Raw genomic sequence first — 18,073 nt, 5'->3', positions numbered from 1 at the left:
GTCAGAACGTCAGCACGGGCTTGATCGCCTTGCCCGCGCCCATGTCCCGCACCGCCTGGTCGATATCCGCGAACGGATAGGTGCTGATCAGGCGGTGCAGCGGGAGCCGTCCCTCCTTCACCAACTGCACCAGGGACGGGATGAAGGTCTGCGTCTCGGCGTCGCCCAGGGTGAGCCCGACGACCTGCTTGCCGCCCAGCAACCCGTTGACGTCCAGGGCGACTTCACTGCCGAAGGGCGGGGCGCCCACGACGACCAGCGTGCCGCGCGCGGCGAGCGCGTCGACGCCCTGGCGCAGGACGGCCACGCTGCCGGTGGTCTCGACGACACCGTCGGCACCCTGGCCGCCGGTGATCTCGGCGAGCGCCTCGCCGAGGTCGGCCTCGCCGACGTTGACGGTGTGGGTGGCGCCCAACTCCTTGGCCAGGGACAGGCGTTCACCGACCTTGTCGACCGCGACGATCCGGGTGGCGGGAGTCAGGGCGGCAGCCATCACGGCGGACAGGCCGACGGCGCCGGCGCCGAGGACGACGATCGTGCTGCCCGTCACGGGCTTCAGGACGTTCCAGACGGCGCCCACTCCGGTCTGCACACCGCAGCCCAGCGGTGCGATCGACTCCAGCGGAACATCCGCGTCGACCTTGACGAGGCTGCGCTCGTCCACCAGCGCCCGCTCGGCGAAGGAGGACTGGCCGAAGAAGTGGCCGCCGAGCGGGGTGCCGTCCCGGCTGATGGTGCTGGTGCCGTCGGCGCGGCGGCCGCCGATCAGGTTGCGCGGCAGCCAGGTCGCGCAGTACGCGGGGTGGCCGCCGTGACAGTTGCGGCACTCCCCGCAGGAGGTGAAGGACAGCACGACGTGGTCGCCGGGCGCGATGCCGGTGACGGCCGGGCCGACGGCCTCGACGACACCGGCGCCTTCGTGGCCGAGCACGCCCGGCAGCGGGAAGGGCAGGCCGCCGCTCGCGACGCCGAGGTCGGTGTGGCACAGGCCGGTGGCCACCATGCGGACGATCGCCTCGTGGGGCCCGGGCTCGTCGAGCTCGACATCGGCGAGCGTGAAGGGCGCACCGCCGGACTCGACGACAGCGGCGCGGGTGGTGATGGACATCGTACGAACTCCCTTGATGTTCAGGCGTGTTCGGGCGTGTTCGGCCGGGCTCAGTCGAGCGAGACGACGACGGACTTGACCTTGGTGTAGGCGGCGAGGGCCTCGGGCCCGTACTCGCGGCCGAAGCCGGAGTCCTTGACGCCGCCGAAGGGCACCGCGGGGTCGAGCATGGCCCAGTCGTTGATCCAGACGATGCCCGCCTGGAGGCGGCCGGCGATGCGGTGGGCGCGGGCGAGGTTGCTGGTCTGGATGCCCGAAGCCAGGCCGTACGGCGTGGAGTTGGCGAGCTCGACGGCCTCGTCCTCGGTGTCGAAGGGCTGCACGGTGAGGACCGGGCCGAAGATCTCCTCCTGGACGACGCGGGAGTCGTTGGACAGGTCGGCGATGACCGTGGGCCGGTAGTAGTAGCCGCCGTCGAGGTCGAGCCGTTCGCCGCCGCAGACGATGCGTCCGCCCTCCTTGCGGGCGATGTCGACGTATTCCTCGACCTTCTTCAGGTGCTTCTCCCCCGCCATCGGTCCGACGACGGTCTCGGGGTTGCGCGGGTCGCCGACCGGGACGCCGGGCACGGCGTCGGTCAGGATGCCGAGCACGGTGGCGTACACCGGGCGGGAGACGAGCAGGCGCGGGCCGCCCATGCAGAACTGGCCGGTGTTGAAGACGAAGGCCTTGATGATCGCGCCGACGGCCTTCTCCAGGTCGGCGTCCTCGAAGACGATGTGGGCGGCGTTGCCGCCGAGTTCCATGGTGACGGGCTTGAGGGCCTCGCCGGCGGTGCTCGCCACGTGGCGGCCGATCGCGGTGGAGCCGGTGAAGGCGACCTTGTCGACACCGCGGTGGCGCAGCAGCGCCTCGCCGGCGACCGGGCCCGCGCCGGTGACCACGTTGACCACGCCGTCGGGTACGCCCGCCTGCTGGAACAGCCGGGCCATGTAGAGGGCGCTCAGCGGGGTCTCGTCGGCCGGCTTGTGCACCACGGTGTTGCCGGCCGCGAGCGCGGGGCCGATCTTCGAACCGGCCAGGATCAGCGGGAAGTTGAAGGGCGTGATCGCGGCGACCACGCCGATCGGCTCACGCTTGGTGTACGCGAGGGCGTTCATGGGAGTGTCGCGGACGGCGCCGTCCAGGGAGTGGGCGAGGGCGGCGAAGTACTCGTAGTCGTTCGCCGAGTTGGTGATGTCGACCGCGTGGCACAGGGAGATGGGCTTGCCGACGTCCAGGCTCTCCAGGCGGGCCAGTTCATCGGCGTTCTCGCGGATCAGCTCGGCGACGCGGTGCAGGATCCGGCCGCGCTCGCGTCCGCTCAGCCCGGACCAGGCGCCGCCGTCGAAGGCCTCCCGGGCGGCACGCACGGCCGCGTCCACGTCGGCGGCGCCCGCCTCCGCGACGGTGGTGACGACCGCGCCCCGGGACGGGTCGACCACCTCGGTGCGCGCTCCGTCGGCGGCCTCGCGCCACTGCCCCCCGACAAACAGCCGTCCGGGTTCGATCTCGAAGGCGGTCATCACCACTCCTCAGCCTCATTGCCAAGATTTCAACCAACAGGATTCCTGTTGGTTCGCAGTCTCATTACAGACAGGTTTCCTGTCAATGCTCTAGGCTGAACTCATGCTCGACACCCAGGCGACCAAGACGTCCCCGTCACTGCTCTACATGGTGAAGCAGGTGGAGCTGGTGGTGCGCTCACACCTGGACGAGCTGGTGAAGCCGTCCGGGATCACCGCGCTGCAGTACACCGCGCTCACCGTCCTGGAGCGCCACGACGGGCTGTCGGCCGCGCAGCTCGCCCGCGACTCGTTCGTCACCGCCCAGTCCATCGCCGATCTCGTACGGTCCCTGGAGGGCCGCGGGCTGGTGCGCCGGGAGCGCAATCCGCGCAATCGGCGCGAGCTGCTGATCCTGTTGACGGACGCCGGCCGGGAGCTGCTCGAGCAGTTCACGGAACCCGTGCGGGAGCTGGAGGAGCGGATGGTCCAGGACCTCACGGCGCACCAGACCGAGCAGCTGCGCCAGGCGCTCTCCAAGGCCTGGCACGCGCTGTCGTAGGGCGGTCACGCCCATCGCGGGAGTGCTTCATCGCAATTCGAAGACATATGTCAATCGAACATGCTCAAATTCACTCCATCGAGGGTAACTTGCAGGGCGGAGAACGGATTTGCGCTCACCAGGGACCCGGGGGATCGTCTGCGCTCGTACGCTCGCTGCACGATGTCACCCCGGCCCCCGGTGACCTGCAACCCCGCAGCGGACGGAGCAGGTTGGAGGCGTTGTCGTCGTGCACCAGGAGCCCGCCCCGCTGACCCGGCATCTGCGTGTCCATCACGACCGGGGCCATACGGTGCTGGAGTTCCGCGGCGAGATCGACATCGCCGCGGCCCTGGAGATCGCCCCCTTTCTGGACCGGGTGACGGCACACCCCGACGTCCGCCTGGTGATCGACCTGCGGCCGGTCGACTTCTTCGACTGCTCCGGGTTACGCCTGGTCTACCGGGCCCGGGCCCGGGTCCTCGACCAAGGCGGCGAGCTGCGGCTCGTCTGCACGCACCCGCTCACCCTGCGCGTCATGCGGGTCACCGGACTGACCCGACTGCTGCCCGCACACCCGACCCTGGACGCGGCCCTGGGACAGCCCGAGGCCACGTCCGGTTCGTTGTGAGGCTCCCTACTTGAGGATCTTGGTGACCTGACCCGCGCCGACCGTCCGACCGCCTTCGCGGATGGCGAACTTCAGGCCCTCCTCCATGGCGATCGGCTGGATCAGCACGACATGGATGCCGGTGTTGTCGCCCGGCATGACCATCTCGGTGCCCTTGGGCAGGGTCACCACACCGGTGACGTCCGTGGTGCGGAAGTAGAACTGCGGGCGGTAGTTCTCGAAGAACGGCGTGTGCCGGCCGCCCTCGTCCTTCGACAGGATGTACGCCTGCCCCTCGAACTCCGTGTGCGGGGTGACCGTGCCGGGCTTGATGACGACCTGCCCGCGCTCCACGTCCTCGCGCTTGACACCGCGCAGCAGCAGTCCGACGTTCTCGCCGGCCCGGCCCTCGTCGAGCAGCTTGCGGAACATCTCGATGCCGGTGACGGTCGTCTTCGTCTTCTGCTCGTGGATGCCGATGATCTCGACCTCGTGGTTGACGTGCAGCACCCCGCGCTCGATCCGGCCGGTGACGACGGTGCCGCGGCCGGTGATGGTGAAGACGTCCTCGATCGGCATGAGGAACGGCTTGTCCACGTCGCGCTGCGGCTCGGGGACCGCCGTGTCGACGGCGTCCAGCAGGTCCAGCACCGACTGGGCCCACTGCTCGTCGCCCTCGAGGGCCTTGAGGGCGGAGACCTTGACGACCGGGACGTCGTCGCCAGGGAACTCGTACTCGCTGAGCAGCTCACGCACTTCCAGCTCGACGAGTTCCAGGATCTCCTCGTCGTCCACCATGTCGGTCTTGTTGAGGGCGACGACGATGTACGGAACGCCCACCTGCCGGGCGAGCAGCACATGCTCCTTGGTCTGCGGCATGGGTCCGTCCGTGGCCGCCACGACCAGGATCGCGCCGTCCATCTGGGCGGCGCCCGTGATCATGTTCTTGATGTAGTCCGCGTGGCCGGGGCAGTCGACGTGCGCGTAGTGCCGGCGCTCGGTCTGGTACTCCACGTGGGCGATGGAGATCGTGATGCCGCGCTGCCGCTCCTCGGGCGCCTTGTCGATCTGGTCGAACGGCGTGAACGGGTTCAGGTCGGGAAACCTGTCGTGCAACACCTTCGTGATGGCCGCCGTGAGCGTCGTCTTGCCGTGGTCGATGTGACCGATCGTGCCTATGTTCACGTGCGGCTTGGTCCGCTCGAACTTCGCCTTCGCCACTGCAACCCCTCCTGAGCATCCCTGTGATGCCGAGCGTTGCTCGCTACCTCATGTCTATTCGCTTCGCGCCGCGTCGAACAGGGCGCTGACGGACTCCCCGTTGTGGATGCGGCGCACGGCCTCGGCGAGGGCGGGGGCGATGGACAGGATCCGCAGCTTCTCGGTGCGCTCCTCCTCAGGGACCGGCACGGTGTTGGTGCACACGATCTCCAGTACGTCGGGCTGCTCGCCGATCCGCTTGAGCGCCCCGGCCGCGAACAGGCCGTGCGTACAGGCCACCCGGATCGACCGCGGTCCCAACTCTCGTAGCCGGTCGAGGAGTTCGATCACCGTGCTGCCCTTGGCGATCTCGTCGTCCAGCACGATGACGTCCCGGTCCGCGACCTCGCCGATCACGGTGCTGATACTGACCTGGTCGTCGGCGAACCGCTGTTTGGCGCCGGCGGCGACCTGGGCGCCGATCATCCGGGCGAACGCGGCCGCCTCCTTGGCGTTGCCGAGGTCCGGCGAGACGACGGTCGTACGGGACAGGTCGTACTGCCGGAAGTACGCAGCCAGTTCGCGCCGGGCGTGCAGATGGTCGACCGGCACCGAGAAGAAACCGTGCACCTGCGGCGAGTGCAGCGTCATGGCGAGGACACGGCTCGCGCCCGCCGCGACCATCAGGTCCGCGACGAGCCGGCCGCCCAGGGAGATCCGGGGCGCGTCCTTCTTGTCGGAGCGGGCGTAGGAATAGTGCGGCATGACGACGGAGATCCGCGCCGCCGACGCGCCACGGGCCGCGTCGCACATCAGCAGCAGTTCCACGAGGTGCTCCTGGACCGGCCGGACCAGCGGCTGGATCAGGAAGACGTCCCGCTCGCGGCAGTTGGCCTGGAGCTGCACCTCCAGACAGTCGTTGGCGAAGCGGCTGACCCGGGTGGGGCTGAGGGGCACACCGAGATGCGCACAGACCTCCGTGGCCAGGTCGGGGTGGGCGCTGCCGCTGAACACGGAGATGTCTCGCACGATCTGCTCCTCGCGTGATCATTCCGGGGGACGGGTTCATGCTACTGACCGCCATTGAGCGCGGAAATTCGGTTGCGGCACACCACCCGCCGCGCGCCATGATGTCCGCGTCCGAGTCCCTCACCTCAGGAGATCCCATGCGCCGACTCCTCGGAATCAACCAGCGCCCCCATCGGCCCACGGTTTTCGAGGACTCGACCCCGCATGCACACCCTGAACATCGGAATTCTCGCCCACGTCGACGCCGGTAAGACCAGCCTCACCGAGCGGCTGCTGTTCGACCACGGAGCGATCGACCGGCTCGGCAGCGTCGACGGCGGTGACACCCGTACGGACGACGGGGAGATCGAGCGGCAGCGCGGCATCACCATCCGCTCCGCGGTCGCCGCGTTCACTGTCGGCGACACCCAGATCAACCTCATCGACACCCCCGGACACTCCGACTTCATCGCCGAGGTCGAGCGTGCCCTGGAAGTCCTGGACGGGGCGGTTCTACTGCTGTCCGCCGTGGAGGGCGTCCAGGCACAGACGAGGGTGCTGATGCGGACGCTGCGGCGGCTGCGGCTGCCCACGCTCGTCTTCGTCAACAAGATCGACCGCGCAGGCGCCCGGTCCGCGGGCCTGCTGGCCGACATCAGGCGCAGGCTGACGCCGTACGTCGCGCCGCTCACGGACGTGACGGGCATCGGCACCGCCGACGCCTGCGTCACGGCACGCCCGCCCGGAGACCCGCAGCTGGCCGAGGCACTCGCCGAGGTCGACCCGGAGGTTCTCGCGGCGGTCGTGGACGGCCCCGGCCCCACACCCGACGACCTGCGCAAGGTGCTCGCCGCATGCACCGCCGAGGGCTCTTTCCACCCCGTCTTCTTCGGCTCGGCTCTCGGCGGACAGGGCGTGGCCGAGCTGGTCGAGGGCGTCGTCGGGCTGATCCCGCCGGCACCCACGGCCGAGGGCGCCGGCCCGCGCGGCACGGTGTTCGCGGTACGCCCCGGGCCGGGCGGCGAACGGACGGCGTATCTGCGGCTCCACGACGGTGAGGTGACGCCGCGGCAGCGCCTCACCCTGCTGCGGCGCGAGGCCGACGGCCGCACCACGGAGGTCTTTGGACGAGTGAACCGTCTCGACGTGATCGGCGGGGCCGGACCGTTGCTCACCGCCGGGAACATCGCGGCGCTCACCGGTCTGGCAGGCGTGCGGGTGGGCGACCGCCTCGGGGAACTCTCCGACCGTGCCCCGCAGTTCGCGCCGCCCACGCTGGAGACGCTGGTGCGGGCCCGGCGCCCCGAGCAGGCGACCGCGCTGCGCACCGCCCTGCTCGCCCTCGCCGACCAGGACCCGCTGATCCACGCCCGCCCCGGTTCCGCCGGCACCACCACCCTCCTCCTGTACGGCGAGGTGCAGATGGAGGTCCTGGCAGCCACGCTCACCCAGGACTACGGCATCGAGGCCGACTTCGAGCCGGGCCGGGTGCGCTTCGTGGAGCGCCCGCGGGGCGTCGGCGAGGCCTCGGAGGAGATGCCGTGGCACCTCGGTACGCGCTACTGGGCGACGATCGGGCTGCGGGTCGAGCCGGGGCTGCGCGGCTCGGGCGGGGTGTTCACCTACGAGACGGAACTCGGCGCACTCCCCCGCGCCTTCCACCAGGCCATCGAGGACACGGTGCACGCCACCATGGAGACCGGCCTGCACGGTGCCGCCGTGACGGACTACCGGGTCACCCTGATCCGCTCCGGCTACTGCGCGCCGATCAGCACGGCCGCGGATTTCCGGGGCCTCACCCCGGTCGTGCTGCGCCGCGCGCTGCAGCGGGCGGGGACCCGGCTGTACGAGCCGTACCACGCGTTCGAAGCAGAGATCCCGCTCGACGCGCTCGCACCCGTCACGGCCCAACTCGCCTCGTGCGGGGCGAAGTTCGCCGGTACGACCGGCGGCTCGACGGCATGGCTGATCACGGGCGAGCTGCCGGCCCGGCGGGTGCGGGAGGTCGAGCTGCGGCTGCCGGGGCTTACGCGTGGCGAGGGGGTGTGGTGGTCGCGTCGATCGGGTGATCGGGAGCTACGGTAAGGACTCCGCCGGTTGTGCCGCGATAGGTCGTTGATTGTCTGCGGCGCCGTTGTGCCTGGTCGCGCAGTTCCCCGCGCCCCTTTGGGGCGCTGCCGTGCCGCGGAGCCCATGAGGGAACTTCACCACGACACCGGCAGACGCCTCGGGCTGCGGGTCATCTGGCCCTCCCGCCACTCGATCGTCCCGGACGTGAACTCGGCGCACAGGTCGGGGAAGCGGGCCGCCAGGCGGTGCAGGGCGAGGCCGAGTTCCAGGCGGGCGAGCCAGGCGCCGAGGCAGTGGTGGGGGCCGGCGCCGAAGATGACGCTGGGGGCGGTCAGCGGGGTGAACAGGTCGGGCGGGCCGGGCGGGAACACGTCGGGGTCGCGGCTGGCGGCGTTGGTCTGGACGGCGACCACACTGCCCGCCGGGATCGTCACGCCGCCGACCTCGGTGTCCTCGACGGCGCGGCGGATCAGGCCGGGCAGCACGCGCCCCTCGCTGAGCGGGACGGCGCGCAGCAGCTGTTCGGCTGCCACGGCCGCTGTCTCCTCGTCCTCGGCGAGGCCGGGCCAGGCCTCCTGCCGGTCGGTGAGGAGGTAGACGACGATGTTGCCGAGGGCCGTCATGGTGGTCTCGTGACCGGCGACCACCAGTCCGCACACCAGGGTCACCAGCTGCCGTTCGTCGATGTCCAGGCTGTCGCCCGCCGCCACCAGGCCGCTCACCAGGTCGTCGCCGGGGGTCTTGCGCCGCTGGGCGACCAGGTCGGCGGCGAAGGCCCCGAACTCGTGCATGGCCGCGACGACTTGCTCGCGGGTGTGCGCGCCGCCGGAGAGCGCGTGGTCGGCCCAGTGGCGGATGCGCTCGCGGTCCACGTGGTCCAGCCCCATGAGCCGGGAGATGACGGAGACGGGCAGCGGGCGGGTGAAGCCCTCGATGATGTCCGCGGGAGGGTCCTGCGCGGCGAAGTCGTCGAGGAGCGCCTCGACCACCGAGGCCACCCAGGGCCGCCAGCGGGCGATCGCGCGGGGCGTGAACGCCCGCTGGACGGTGCCGCGCAGCCGTTGGTGGGCCTCGCCGTCCTGGTTGAGGAGCCCGTTCGGGTCGTCCAGCAGGTTCGGGACGACGAGCAGCGGCGGGGCGTCCTCGGCGTGCAGGGAACTCCTGTTGAACCGGGGGTCCATGAGCACCTGGCGTACGTCGGCGTAACGGGTCACCAGCCACACCGGGGTGCCGGTGGCGAGGGTGGCCGGGCGGGGCGGTCCGGGTTCGGGGAGGTCGATGCGGTGCATGGGGCAGAGGGACCGGGACGTGCTGTGTGTACTCATCCGGGACTCCAGGCGCGCCGGTACGGAGAGTTTTCTCCACGCTAGTGCGCCCTGCACGCCTCCGTCAGCGGTGCCATTCAGCCAACGGCCCGGTCTGACAAGGGTTTTGGGGGGCATGCGGACAGTAGGAAGGAGGGCCGTCGCCATGACGACTCCCATCAGGCGCGTGTCCAGGCGCATGCCCGGCTGGGCGAAGGCGGTGAGCGCCGTCGTGCTGGTGCTCGTGGTGTTCTTCGCCGGGATCCGGCTGAGTGTGCTCCCTGGCCTCAAGGACCTGTTCGGCACCGAAACGCACGACCGCTCGGGACCCGCACTGCTCCAGTCCATCCAGGACATGAGCCGTTACGACGCCGCCTCCGGCAACTTCCAGGTCGTCGTCGACCTGGAAAAGGACACCAAGTACCTGCCCGACGCGATCCGCGGCTCCCGCACGCTGTACATCGGTGCGGGCACCGTCGACGCGTACGTCGACCTCGGCAAGGTCGGCAAGGACGACGTGACGGTCAACGGCGACCGTACGTCCGCCACGCTCCGGCTGCCGCACGCGGCGCTCGGCAAGCCGGCCCTCGACCCCGACCGCTCCTACGCCGTCTCCAAGCAGCGCGGCCTCCTCGACCGGCTCGGCGACCTCTTCTCGGACAACCCCAACAGTGAACAGGCCGTACAGAAACTGGCGGTCAAGCACATCGGTGACGCGGCCAAGGACAGCGGCCTGACCCGGCGCGCCGAGACCAACACCACCGACATGCTCGACGGACTGCTGCGTTCCCTCGGTTTCAAGGAGGTGCATGTCAGCTACGGCAGCTGATCAGCCACCCCCTGACACCCCTGGCAGGGCCAGCGCGCCGAGCAGAGCGGCCCCGACCAGTACCCAGGCCACGTAGTCCCCGACGTGCCCGGACTGCAGGCGCCGCAACGGCAGCGCCCAGTCCGGGGCGGCGAGCAGCTTCGGACGGGTGACGGCCACGGCGGCAAGGCCCAGAGCGAGCAGGGTCGAGGCCAGGCCCAGAAGCACACCGGGCAGGGTCCACTGCGGGGTGGCGACCACCACCCCGCCGGACCCCGCCTCGCTCATGCCGTGTGCCACGACCCCGGCGAAGCCCGGGGCCACCCCCACGGCCAGAGCGGCGGCGAGCAGCACGGTCGGCACAACCGTCATCGGGCCGGGAACCCGGCTGATGCGGTGGCCGGTCTCGGGCTGCTCGCCGGAGCCGGTCGTCTCGTACTCGCCCTGGTCGGGCGGCTTGGGGCCGAGGCCGAGGAAGACGCGGGCGGCGACCCGCAGCACCGCGCCGGCCGTCACCGCGCTCGCGGCGACATACACGAGGGTGAGAGGGCCGCCGACGGCCTCCTCCGTGACGGACTTGCCGAGTGCGGTGCCGAACGGGGGCAGCCCGGCGAGACCGAGGGCCCCGGCGGCGTACAGGACGGCGAGTCCGCGCAGGCGTCGGGCGCGGCCGTGCAGAGCGTGCTCGTCGACGCTGCCGTACCGGTCGAGGAGGATGCCGGTGCAGGCGAACAGGGCGGCCTTCACACCGGCGTGGCCGAGGACGTACAGCGCGACCCCGTCGTCCGCCTCGGGCCTCAGGACGCCGATCCCGATGAGGAACAGGCCGGTGTGGGCCACCGTCGAACAGGCGAGCAGCCGTTTGAGGTGCCGCTGGTACCAGCACATGACGGCGCCGATCACGGCCGTCAGCACGCCGAGCACGACGAGCACCCGCGTCAGGGCCTCGGCCGGCACCCCGCCCGGCCCGGAGAACACCGTCCCGTACAGCCGCCAGACGCCGTACGTGCCGAGTTCGACCATCACGCCCGACAGCAGCATGCACACGGGCGTCGGCGCGACGGCGTGGGCGTCGGGGAGCCAGAAGTGAAAGGGTACGGCGGCGGCCTTGACCAGCAGTCCGGCGAGGACCAGGACGAATCCGGCGAGGACGAGCGCATCGGGCCCGCCGTGCCGGTCGAGACCGCGCCCGATCTGGGTCATCGCCAGCTCCCCGGTACGGGCGTACAGCAGTCCGAGGCCCATCAGCATGGCGTACGCGCCGAGCGAGGTGACGACCGCGAAGGTCAGCGCGCCCTGGACGGCCTTGGCCTCCTCGACGCGGGTGCCGGTCAGGGCGTAGGCGACGGCGCTCATCAGCTCGAACCAGACGAACATGTTGAACAGGTCGCCGGCGATCGCGAAGCCGCACATGCCGCCCTGGAAGAGCAGCATCAGCGCGGGGAAGGAGCCCGCGTGGCGGCGGGGCGGTTCGTCGAAGTAGTGCCAGGAGTAGGCCAGTGCGGCCAGGGTCAGCAGTGAGGCGAGCGAGGCCATGCCGAGGCCCGGTCCGTCGCCGGTCAGGACGATGCCGACGCTCTCGCCGTTCACGGGCTGCCAGCCGCCGACCCACTCGGTCATGGGCGGCGAGGAGTTGAGCAGCAGTGTGATCGCGAGCCCGGCCGTGCCGGCGCAGACGGCGCAAGCGGTGGACTCGGCGACCACCCGGGGCAGCCGGCGGCCCGCGGCGACCAGCAGGGCCGCCCCCAGCAGGGGCACGGCGACGACGAGGGGCAGCAGGTCGTTCATCAGCCGCGCAGCTCGGAGAGTTCGTCGGGGTCGACGGTGCCGTGCCGCTTGGCGATCTGCATGACGAGCGCGAGCAGCAGCGCGGTGACGGTGGCGCCGACGACGACGTCGGTGAGGGTGAGCGCCTGCACGACCGGGTCGACGACCGGCCGTGAACCGGGTTTGACGTCGGAGAACACGGGCGCGGTGGCGCCGTCGCGGTAGCCCACGGACAACAGCAGCACGTAGGTACCGGCCTGGCACACGGACAGGCAGCCGACGGCGTGGATCAGGTTGCGGCTGGTGGCCAGGCCGTAGCAGCCGGCCAGGAAGACCCAGGCGGCGACCAGGTACGGCAGGACGTCCATCACGGCTCTCATGTGCCGCTCTCCTCCTCGATCTCGACGGCCTGGTCCAGGAAGCGGGCGAGCAGCACGACGACCGCGCCGGCGACCTCCATGCCGATGGCTGCGTTCAGCAGCGGGACGGTGCCGCCGGAGGACAACGTGTTGAAGGTGCCGTACGGCAGCAGGGTGTTGGCGAGGAAGGCGGTGCCCCCGATCAGTCCCGCCATGCCGGTGACCAGGTAGGCGGAGGCGGCGAGGGCGTCGGTGACCTCGAATGCGCCCACCGGTCTGATGCGTTCCAGGGCCGCGTAGTCGGCGCCCAGGTAGAGCAGGTGCAGGGCGGTCGCGGCGACCACTCCGCCCTGGAAGCCGCCGCCGGGGCTGAGCTGGCCGTGGGCGATGACGTACAGGCCGCTGAGCAGGGCGACGGGCAGGACGACGAGGGCGTAGCGGCGCACCGGCAGGGCTACCTCGGCGGGCTCGGGGCGGGCGCGGTGTTCGTCGCGGGTCTGGCGCAGCAGCATCACGCAGCCGAGGACGGCGGAGAACAGGATGGCCATCTCGCCGAGGGTGTCGAAGGCGCGCTGGTCGAAGTTGACGGACGAGATGGTGTTGGCGGTCCGCCGGGCCAGGGATGCGTGCACGGCCCGGTCGCCGTAGGGGTGGCGGTCGCCGCCGAAGTGCGGCAGGCGCAGGCAGGCGGCGACGAGCAGGGCGGCCAGGCCCGCACCGCCCGCGAGCAGCACCCACAGCCGGGCGCGACGGGTCACCGCTCACGCTCCTTGCCCTGCGCGCGGCGCCTGACCTTGCGGACGGTGAGCATCAGCAGCAGCGGTGTCAGCGCGGAGCCGACGGCCAGCTGGGAGAGCCCGACGTCGGGCGCCTGGAGCACGGTGAACAGGACGGCGAGGACGATGCCCAGCAGGGACAGGACGAGTGCCTGGCGCATGGGGTCGCGGGTGGCAACGGCCGCGGTGGCGCAGCCCGCGACCAGCAGCAGTGCCACGACGATCACCGCGTCAGCCACCGCCGACCCCCCGGAATCCGCCGGACAGGGCCCGCGAGGCGAGGATGTTGCCGCTGATCAGCAATGCGCCGATGACCAGCAGTTTCACCATGGCGCGGCTGGGCCCGGTGGCGACGCACAGGGCGATCACGGCGGCCGCGCCGAGCCCGGCGACCGTCAGGGTCGGTCCCCAGGCGCGCGGCGGGCCCTCGGCGAGGTCCTCGGCGAGCAGCCGGGCGAAGACGAGGGTGCCGACCGGTCCGAGCAGGGCCAGGACGAGACCGAGGTCGACGTAGGACGGGCGGTGGTAGGCCTGGGAGAGGAGCAGCAGGCCCGGGCAGGCGAGTGCGGTGGACAGGTTCTGGGCCACGACCCGGCGGCGCAGCGGACCGGTGGCCACGCCCCACAGCGCGGTGCCCAGTCCGCCGGCGAGGCCCACGGTGGCGGCGAGCGTCCAGCCGTTCACGTCCCGCTCACCGCCCGTCGTGCGCCCCGGGCCGCAAAGGCGCCCACGAAGGCGGAGCCCGCGCCGACGACGAGTTCCAGCGTGTCGACGGTGCTGATGAGGACCAGCCACAGCAGGCCGAGCGCGAGCCACCAGCCCAGCAGCTCGACCGCGGTGAACAGGGCCGTTCGCGGGGTCATGCGCCACCTCCTCGGGCTCTGTTCGCACACCGCCACGGGCGGGATGTCCGGTACGTCCGTCCCGCGGCATCCAAACATCGCGGCGGGCGCCTCGGGCGGCGGCGCGCTGGCTTCCACCGCCGGAGTGCCCCTACGGCAGGAAGGGAAACCGCGGGGACATCCGGGCAGGGCCGGCCGGGCGGCGGCATTCTCGGCTACCGAGTGGGTAACCGCCTTACAACGCAGGGAAGTTGAAGACTGGAGGACCTGATGGCCCGTGCAGCCTTGCGACCACGTTCAGCGTTGCGCCTGCGTACCACCAAGACCGACACGTCCGAGAAGCCGAAGAAGTCCACGAAGGGGAAGTGGCCAAGGAAGGCGAAGAAGTCGGAGAAGGCGAAGAATTCCGCGAAACCCGGGAGCAAGTCGCGGCCGGCTCCTCGTCAGCGGCATGTGCTGGCCCTGCCGATACGTCTGCTGGCGATGCTGTGCGCCTTCGGGTTCATGGTCGCGTTCGCCGTGGTGCTGGCCCGGCTGACCCTGGAGCCCTCCCCCGCCTCGGTGTCGATGGCCCACACGAACTTGCATCCGGGAAGCACCCTCAGGGCCTATCTGGACCAGCCGGCCCTGCGGGACGCGGTGAAGCAGATCGGCGGCAATGTGCTGCTGGGGGTTCCGTTCGGCATCCTGGTGCCGGTCGTCGCGCCGCGGGCGCGCGGGCTGCTGCGAGTACTGCTGCTGACCGCGGTGGTGATGCTGCTGGTGGAGTTCGCGCAGGGGGCACTGGTCGAGGGGCGTGCCTTCGACATCGACGACGTCATCCTCAACACCACTGGCGCGCTGGTGGGTTACGTCCTGCTGGGGCGGCGGCTGAGCCGGGCGGTGCACGCGCGGGAGCGGCTGCCGCGACGGGGGGCGAAGCAGGCAAAGGACGCATAGCGCCACCGCCTCAACTACTGGTCCGTACCAAGGTATTGACGCTCCCTTATCTCAACACTTAAATCAAGAGGCGACGCCTTCACCCCCCACCGCGGCCGGGCGCCTTCGTGCGCCCGGCCGCCGTACGGAAGGAAGTGCCGTGGCCTCCCCACGCCTGCTGCGCAGATGTCTGTTCGCCGCCCTGTCCGCCGTGCTGGTCGCGTCCGCCGCGACCGGTGCGGCGCAGGCGGATCCACCCGAGGCGGCCGCCGCTGCGGTGGCGTTCTCCGACAATTTCGACGGGCCGGCCGGGGCCGCGGTCGACTCCTCGAAGTGGCAGACCGAGACCGGAGACAACGTCAACAACCACGAGCGCCAGTACTACACCTCGGGCAACAAGAACGCGGCCCTGGACGGCCAGGGCCATCTGGTGATCACGGCGCGGCGCGAGAACCCGGCCAACTACCAGTGCTGGTACGGAACGTGCCAGTACACCTCGGCGCGGCTGAACACCTCGGGAAAGTTCAACGCCCAGTACGGGCACGTCGAGGCGCGGATGAAGATCCCGCGGGGGCAGGGCATGTGGCCCGCGTTCTGGATGCTGGGCACGCCGGTCAACTGGCCGGACTCGGGCGAGATCGACGTCATGGAGAACGTCGGCTACGAGCCGTCCACCGTGCACGGCACCATCCACGGCCCCGGCTACTCCGGCTCGGGCGGCATCGGCGCCGCCTACTCCCTCCCGAACGGGCAGGCCTTCGCGGACGCCTTCCACACCTTCGCCGTCGACTGGGCGCCCGACTCGATCACCTGGTCCGTGGACGGCAACGTCTACCAGCGGCGCACACCCGCCGACCTGGGCGGCAGGACGTGGGTGTTCAACAAGCCGTTCTTCCTGATCCTGAACCTGGCGGTGGGCGGCTACTGGCCCGGCGACCCGGACGGCTCGACGTCCTTCCCGCAGCAACTGGTGGTGGACTCGGTGTCGGTCACGACCAGCGACTCGGCCACCGGGGCGGCGATCAGGGGGCTGGCCGGCAAGTGCGTGGACGTCGCAGGGGCGAACTCCGCCAACGGGAGCCCCGTCCAGCTCTACGACTGCAACGGCACCGCGGCCCAGCAGTGGACCGTGGGCTCGGACGGCACCCTGCGCGCGCTCGGCAAGTGTCTGGACGTCACCGGGAACGGCACTGCGGACGGCTCGACCGTCCAGCTGTGGGACTGCACCGGCGGCCCGAACCAGAAGTGGACGGTCACCGGGGCGAACGACATCGTCAATCCGCAGGCGAACAAATGCCTCGACGTGACCGGGAACAACTCGGCCAATGGCACCCGGCTCCAGATCTGGACCTGCTCGGGCGGCGCCAACCAGAAGTGGACGGTCGGCTGAGCCGAGCCGTCAGTGCAACCTCCACGTGAACTTGTCGCCGCCGACCCAGCGGACCACGTCAGGGTCGTCCATGTCGTGCACCGTGATACCGAAGGCGGCGGCCGCCTCCAGGACGTCGGTGACGGACTTGGCCTCACCTATCACTTCGCCGTCGATCTCCACGATCCGGAACGGCGGGGTGCCCGGCTGCACGCCGAGGACCATGATCCGCGGATGGGAGATGTAGGGAGCTGCTTGTTCGGTCATGCAATAGAGCGTAGGACGCATCGGGCCCCGGCTGCTCGGGAGTGTCAGCGCTGCAGCAGATCGAGCACCGCCGCCTCGACGGCGCCGTGCGTCGCGGGACGGCCGACGTCCCCGTGTTCACCCAGCCGGGTGAGCACGGGGCGAGGGTCGCGCGGCCGGTCTGTGATCTCGGTGCCGGACAGTCGGCGCAGCGCCTCGCTGAGGTCGTCGCCGTGCAGGTCGTGCCAGGCGTGCCGGTTCCGGTACACCAGCAGCCGGACCCCGCCGCTGCGGCGGCGCAGCAGGGCGCGTACGACCGCGTGGGGCTGGTCGTCGACGAGGGCCCACACGGCCGCAGGTGACGTGCTCGCGCAGCATCGTCGTCAGGCCGTAGGTCTCGCTCCGGGCGGTGTGCCGGACGCGGCCGATGCGGAAGAAGCCGAGGACGAGCAGGCGCACGGCGCAGGCGGTGCCCCAGGACGGGAAGGCCGCGTGCGGCGAGGTCCAGTGCGACCCTGGCGCGCAGTTCGGGCAGGGCACGGGCGACCTCCCGCACTTGTTCGTGCTCGGCCGGCTCCTGCTGGGCGCGGATCTGTTCGTGGTGCAGGTACTGGCGGCGGCCTGCGTCGTCGGTGCCGACGACCTGGTGACCGCCCGGCCACGGGCAGATCCACACGTCCCGCCGGGCGGGAGGACCAGGGCCCGGATGCGGGCGAGGTGCTCGGGGTCCTTCAGTGGCGTGCCGGTCTGGTCCCGGTCGCGGAATCCGCAGCCGCAGCGGACCCGGGTAAACCGGGACAGTCGCTGGAGGTGGTGTGCGGGCCCGCGCCGGTCGGCTCAGGGACGCCGCCAGTCGTCGCTCCTGAGGTGGGAGCCGGCCTGCGGTCCCATGCGCAGCATGCCGCCGTCCACGCTCCAGGAGGCACCGGTGACGTAGGAGGCGTCGGGGCTCGCGAGGAAGGCGATGACTGCGGCGACCTCGCGGGCGTCACCGGGCCGTCCGGCGGGGATGCCGGGGCGGGGCTCGGTGTGCACGTCGGTGTCCTCCTGGCCGGTCATCGGGGTGGCGATCTCGCCGGGCGCGACCGCATTGACGGTGATGCCGTACTCGGCGAGCTCCAGGGCCATGACCTGGGTGAGCAGTCCGAGGCCGCCCTTGGCCGCGCAGTACGGTGCGGCGCCGACCCGCGGCTGGTGCTCGTGGACGGAGGTCACGTTCACGATCCGGCCGCCGTCGCCCTGCTGGATCATGTGCCGCGCCGCCCGCTGCCCGCACAGGAAGGGGCCGATCAGGTCGACCTCGACGACCTCGCGCACCGTGTCGAGCTCCAGGTCGAGGAAGCGCGTCATGGTGCCCGTCCCGGCGTTGTTGACCAGCACGTCGAGGCGGCCGAGCCGGTGGCAGAGCTCGTCGACGGTGCCGGCGGCGGTGGGCAGCCGGGTGAGGTCCATCTGGGCCACGGCGGCCCGCTGCCCTTGGGCGCGGACCTCCTCTGCGGTCTCCTCGGCACCCTTGAGGTCGCTGTTCCAGGTGATGCCGACGTCCATGCCCGCCCGGGCCAGCCGGACGGCGGTGGCGCGGCCGATGCCGGAGTCGGAGCCGGTGACCACGGCGACCTTGGCGGGAGCTGATGTGGACATCGCCGGCCTCCTCCTGGGCATT

Annotated in this window: 20 protein-coding genes; 6 read left to right on the top strand and 14 right to left on the bottom strand. The window is 71.1% G+C overall.

The genetic code is table 11. From position 1 onward, the window contains the following. Nucleotide 1: 1 nt before the first annotated feature. Both IH68_RS0121395 and IH68_RS0121390 read right to left on the bottom strand, forming a co-directional pair. Nucleotides 2-1,108, bottom strand: coding sequence for an NAD(P)-dependent alcohol dehydrogenase (locus IH68_RS0121395; protein WP_030937614.1), 1,107 nt, complete (start codon nt 1,106-1,108; stop codon nt 2-4). 50 nt (nt 1,109-1,158) lie between these two features. Beyond that, complete coding sequence (locus IH68_RS0121390) at nt 1,159-2,613, bottom strand: aldehyde dehydrogenase family protein (RefSeq protein WP_030937611.1); 1,455 nt, start codon at nt 2,611-2,613, stop codon at nt 1,159-1,161. 103 nt (nt 2,614-2,716) lie between these two features. Here IH68_RS0121390 and IH68_RS0121385 point away from each other — a divergent pair, with 103 nt between their 5' ends. Together IH68_RS0121385 and IH68_RS0121380 are read left to right on the top strand one after the other, a co-directional pair. Then, a complete protein-coding gene (locus IH68_RS0121385; protein ID WP_030937608.1) occupies nt 2,717-3,154 on the top strand; it encodes a MarR family winged helix-turn-helix transcriptional regulator in 438 nt (145 codons plus the stop codon). Between the two features lie 229 nt (nt 3,155-3,383). Further along, complete coding sequence (locus tag IH68_RS0121380) at nt 3,384-3,764, top strand: anti-sigma factor antagonist (RefSeq protein ID WP_030937606.1); 381 nt, start codon at nt 3,384-3,386, stop codon at nt 3,762-3,764. A gap of 6 nt (nt 3,765-3,770) precedes the next feature. Here IH68_RS0121380 and tuf read toward each other — a convergent pair whose 3' ends face one another. Together tuf and IH68_RS0121370 are read right to left on the bottom strand one after the other, a co-directional pair. Beyond that, nucleotides 3,771-4,964, bottom strand: coding sequence for an elongation factor Tu (gene tuf, locus IH68_RS0121375; RefSeq protein WP_030937604.1), 1,194 nt, complete (start codon nt 4,962-4,964; stop codon nt 3,771-3,773). A gap of 54 nt (nt 4,965-5,018) precedes the next feature. Next, nucleotides 5,019-5,972 carry a ribose-phosphate diphosphokinase gene (locus IH68_RS0121370; protein ID WP_030937603.1) on the bottom strand — a complete coding sequence of 318 codons (954 nt, stop codon included), beginning with the start codon at nt 5,970-5,972 and terminating at the stop codon, nt 5,019-5,021. A gap of 204 nt (nt 5,973-6,176) precedes the next feature. Here IH68_RS0121370 and otr(A) point away from each other — a divergent pair, with 204 nt between their 5' ends. Then, nucleotides 6,177-8,036 carry a tetracycline resistance ribosomal protection protein Otr(A) gene (gene otr(A) / locus IH68_RS0121365; RefSeq protein WP_030937601.1) on the top strand — a complete coding sequence of 620 codons (1,860 nt, stop codon included), beginning with the start codon at nt 6,177-6,179 and terminating at the stop codon, nt 8,034-8,036. Nucleotides 8,037-8,155: 119 nt separating this feature from the next. Here the strand turns inward: otr(A) and IH68_RS0121360 are convergent, their stop codons facing one another. Next, nucleotides 8,156-9,346, bottom strand: coding sequence for a cytochrome P450 (locus tag IH68_RS0121360; protein WP_030937599.1), 1,191 nt, complete (start codon nt 9,344-9,346; stop codon nt 8,156-8,158). 145 nt (nt 9,347-9,491) lie between these two features. On the opposite strand from IH68_RS0121360, the gene IH68_RS0121355 reads away from it, so the two are divergent. Further along, entirely contained in the window at nt 9,492-10,154 is a 663-nt protein-coding gene (locus tag IH68_RS0121355) for a DUF4230 domain-containing protein (RefSeq protein ID WP_030937597.1), read from the top strand. Here the strand turns inward: IH68_RS0121355 and IH68_RS0121350 are convergent, their stop codons facing one another. From IH68_RS0121350 to IH68_RS0121325, 6 genes are read right to left on the bottom strand one after another with little or no spacing between them, the layout of a single operon-like run. Continuing rightward, nucleotides 10,155-11,921, bottom strand: a complete 1,767-nt coding sequence (locus IH68_RS0121350; RefSeq protein WP_030937595.1) for a complex I subunit 5 family protein — start codon at nt 11,919-11,921, stop codon at nt 10,155-10,157. Further along, nucleotides 11,921-12,268, bottom strand: coding sequence for a sodium:proton antiporter (locus tag IH68_RS0121345; RefSeq protein ID WP_030937593.1), 348 nt, complete (start codon nt 12,266-12,268; stop codon nt 11,921-11,923). The genes IH68_RS0121350 and IH68_RS0121345 overlap by 1 nt, the downstream gene beginning before the upstream one ends. An 8-nt stretch (nt 12,269-12,276) precedes the next feature. Further along, complete coding sequence (locus IH68_RS0121340; protein ID WP_030937589.1) at nt 12,277-13,017, bottom strand: MnhB domain-containing protein; 741 nt, start codon at nt 13,015-13,017, stop codon at nt 12,277-12,279. Then, nucleotides 13,014-13,274 (bottom strand): Na(+)/H(+) antiporter subunit B, encoded by a 261-nt coding sequence (locus IH68_RS0121335; RefSeq protein ID WP_030937587.1) that lies wholly within the window; start codon nt 13,272-13,274, stop codon nt 13,014-13,016. Before IH68_RS0121335 ends, IH68_RS0121340 begins: the two co-directional genes overlap by 4 nt. After that, nucleotides 13,267-13,719, bottom strand: a complete 453-nt coding sequence (locus tag IH68_RS0121330; RefSeq protein WP_030937586.1) for a monovalent cation/H+ antiporter complex subunit F — start codon at nt 13,717-13,719, stop codon at nt 13,267-13,269. The genes IH68_RS0121335 and IH68_RS0121330 overlap by 8 nt, the downstream gene beginning before the upstream one ends. Next, nucleotides 13,716-13,898: a hypothetical protein gene (locus IH68_RS0121325; RefSeq protein WP_030937584.1), complete on the bottom strand. Its 183-nt coding sequence runs from the start codon at nt 13,896-13,898 to the stop codon at nt 13,716-13,718. Before IH68_RS0121325 ends, IH68_RS0121330 begins: the two co-directional genes overlap by 4 nt. Nucleotides 13,899-14,147: 249 nt before the next feature. Between IH68_RS0121325 and IH68_RS49990 the strand changes: the two genes are divergently transcribed. Both IH68_RS49990 and IH68_RS0121315 read left to right on the top strand, forming a co-directional pair. After that, complete coding sequence (locus IH68_RS49990; RefSeq protein WP_078912543.1) at nt 14,148-14,816, top strand: VanZ family protein; 669 nt, start codon at nt 14,148-14,150, stop codon at nt 14,814-14,816. Between the two features lie 139 nt (nt 14,817-14,955). After that, complete coding sequence (locus IH68_RS0121315) at nt 14,956-16,185, top strand: lectin (RefSeq protein ID WP_030937578.1); 1,230 nt, start codon at nt 14,956-14,958, stop codon at nt 16,183-16,185. 9 nt (nt 16,186-16,194) lie between these two features. Here IH68_RS0121315 and IH68_RS0121310 read toward each other — a convergent pair whose 3' ends face one another. The 3 genes from IH68_RS0121310 to IH68_RS0121300 all read right to left on the bottom strand — a co-directional run bounded on the left by IH68_RS0121310 (nt 16,195) and on the right by IH68_RS0121300 (nt 18,051). Next, nucleotides 16,195-16,431 (bottom strand): hypothetical protein, encoded by a 237-nt coding sequence (locus tag IH68_RS0121310; protein WP_030937576.1) that lies wholly within the window; start codon nt 16,429-16,431, stop codon nt 16,195-16,197. A 44-nt stretch (nt 16,432-16,475) separates the two neighbouring features. Next, complete coding sequence (locus IH68_RS58150) at nt 16,476-16,760, bottom strand: hypothetical protein (protein ID WP_234341460.1); 285 nt, start codon at nt 16,758-16,760, stop codon at nt 16,476-16,478. 487 nt (nt 16,761-17,247) lie between these two features. After that, on the bottom strand, nt 17,248-18,051 hold the full coding sequence (locus tag IH68_RS0121300) for an SDR family oxidoreductase (protein ID WP_051833623.1): 804 nt from the start codon (nt 18,049-18,051) through the stop codon (nt 17,248-17,250). Nucleotides 18,052-18,073 lie beyond the last annotated feature (22 nt).

The sequence above is a fragment of the Streptomyces sp. NRRL S-646 genome, from assembly GCF_000720765.1.
GTDB lineage: Bacteria > Actinomycetota > Actinomycetes > Streptomycetales > Streptomycetaceae > Streptomyces.
Note: the sequence above shows the minus strand (reverse complement) of the source record. Positions and strands in the feature narration are given on the sequence as shown.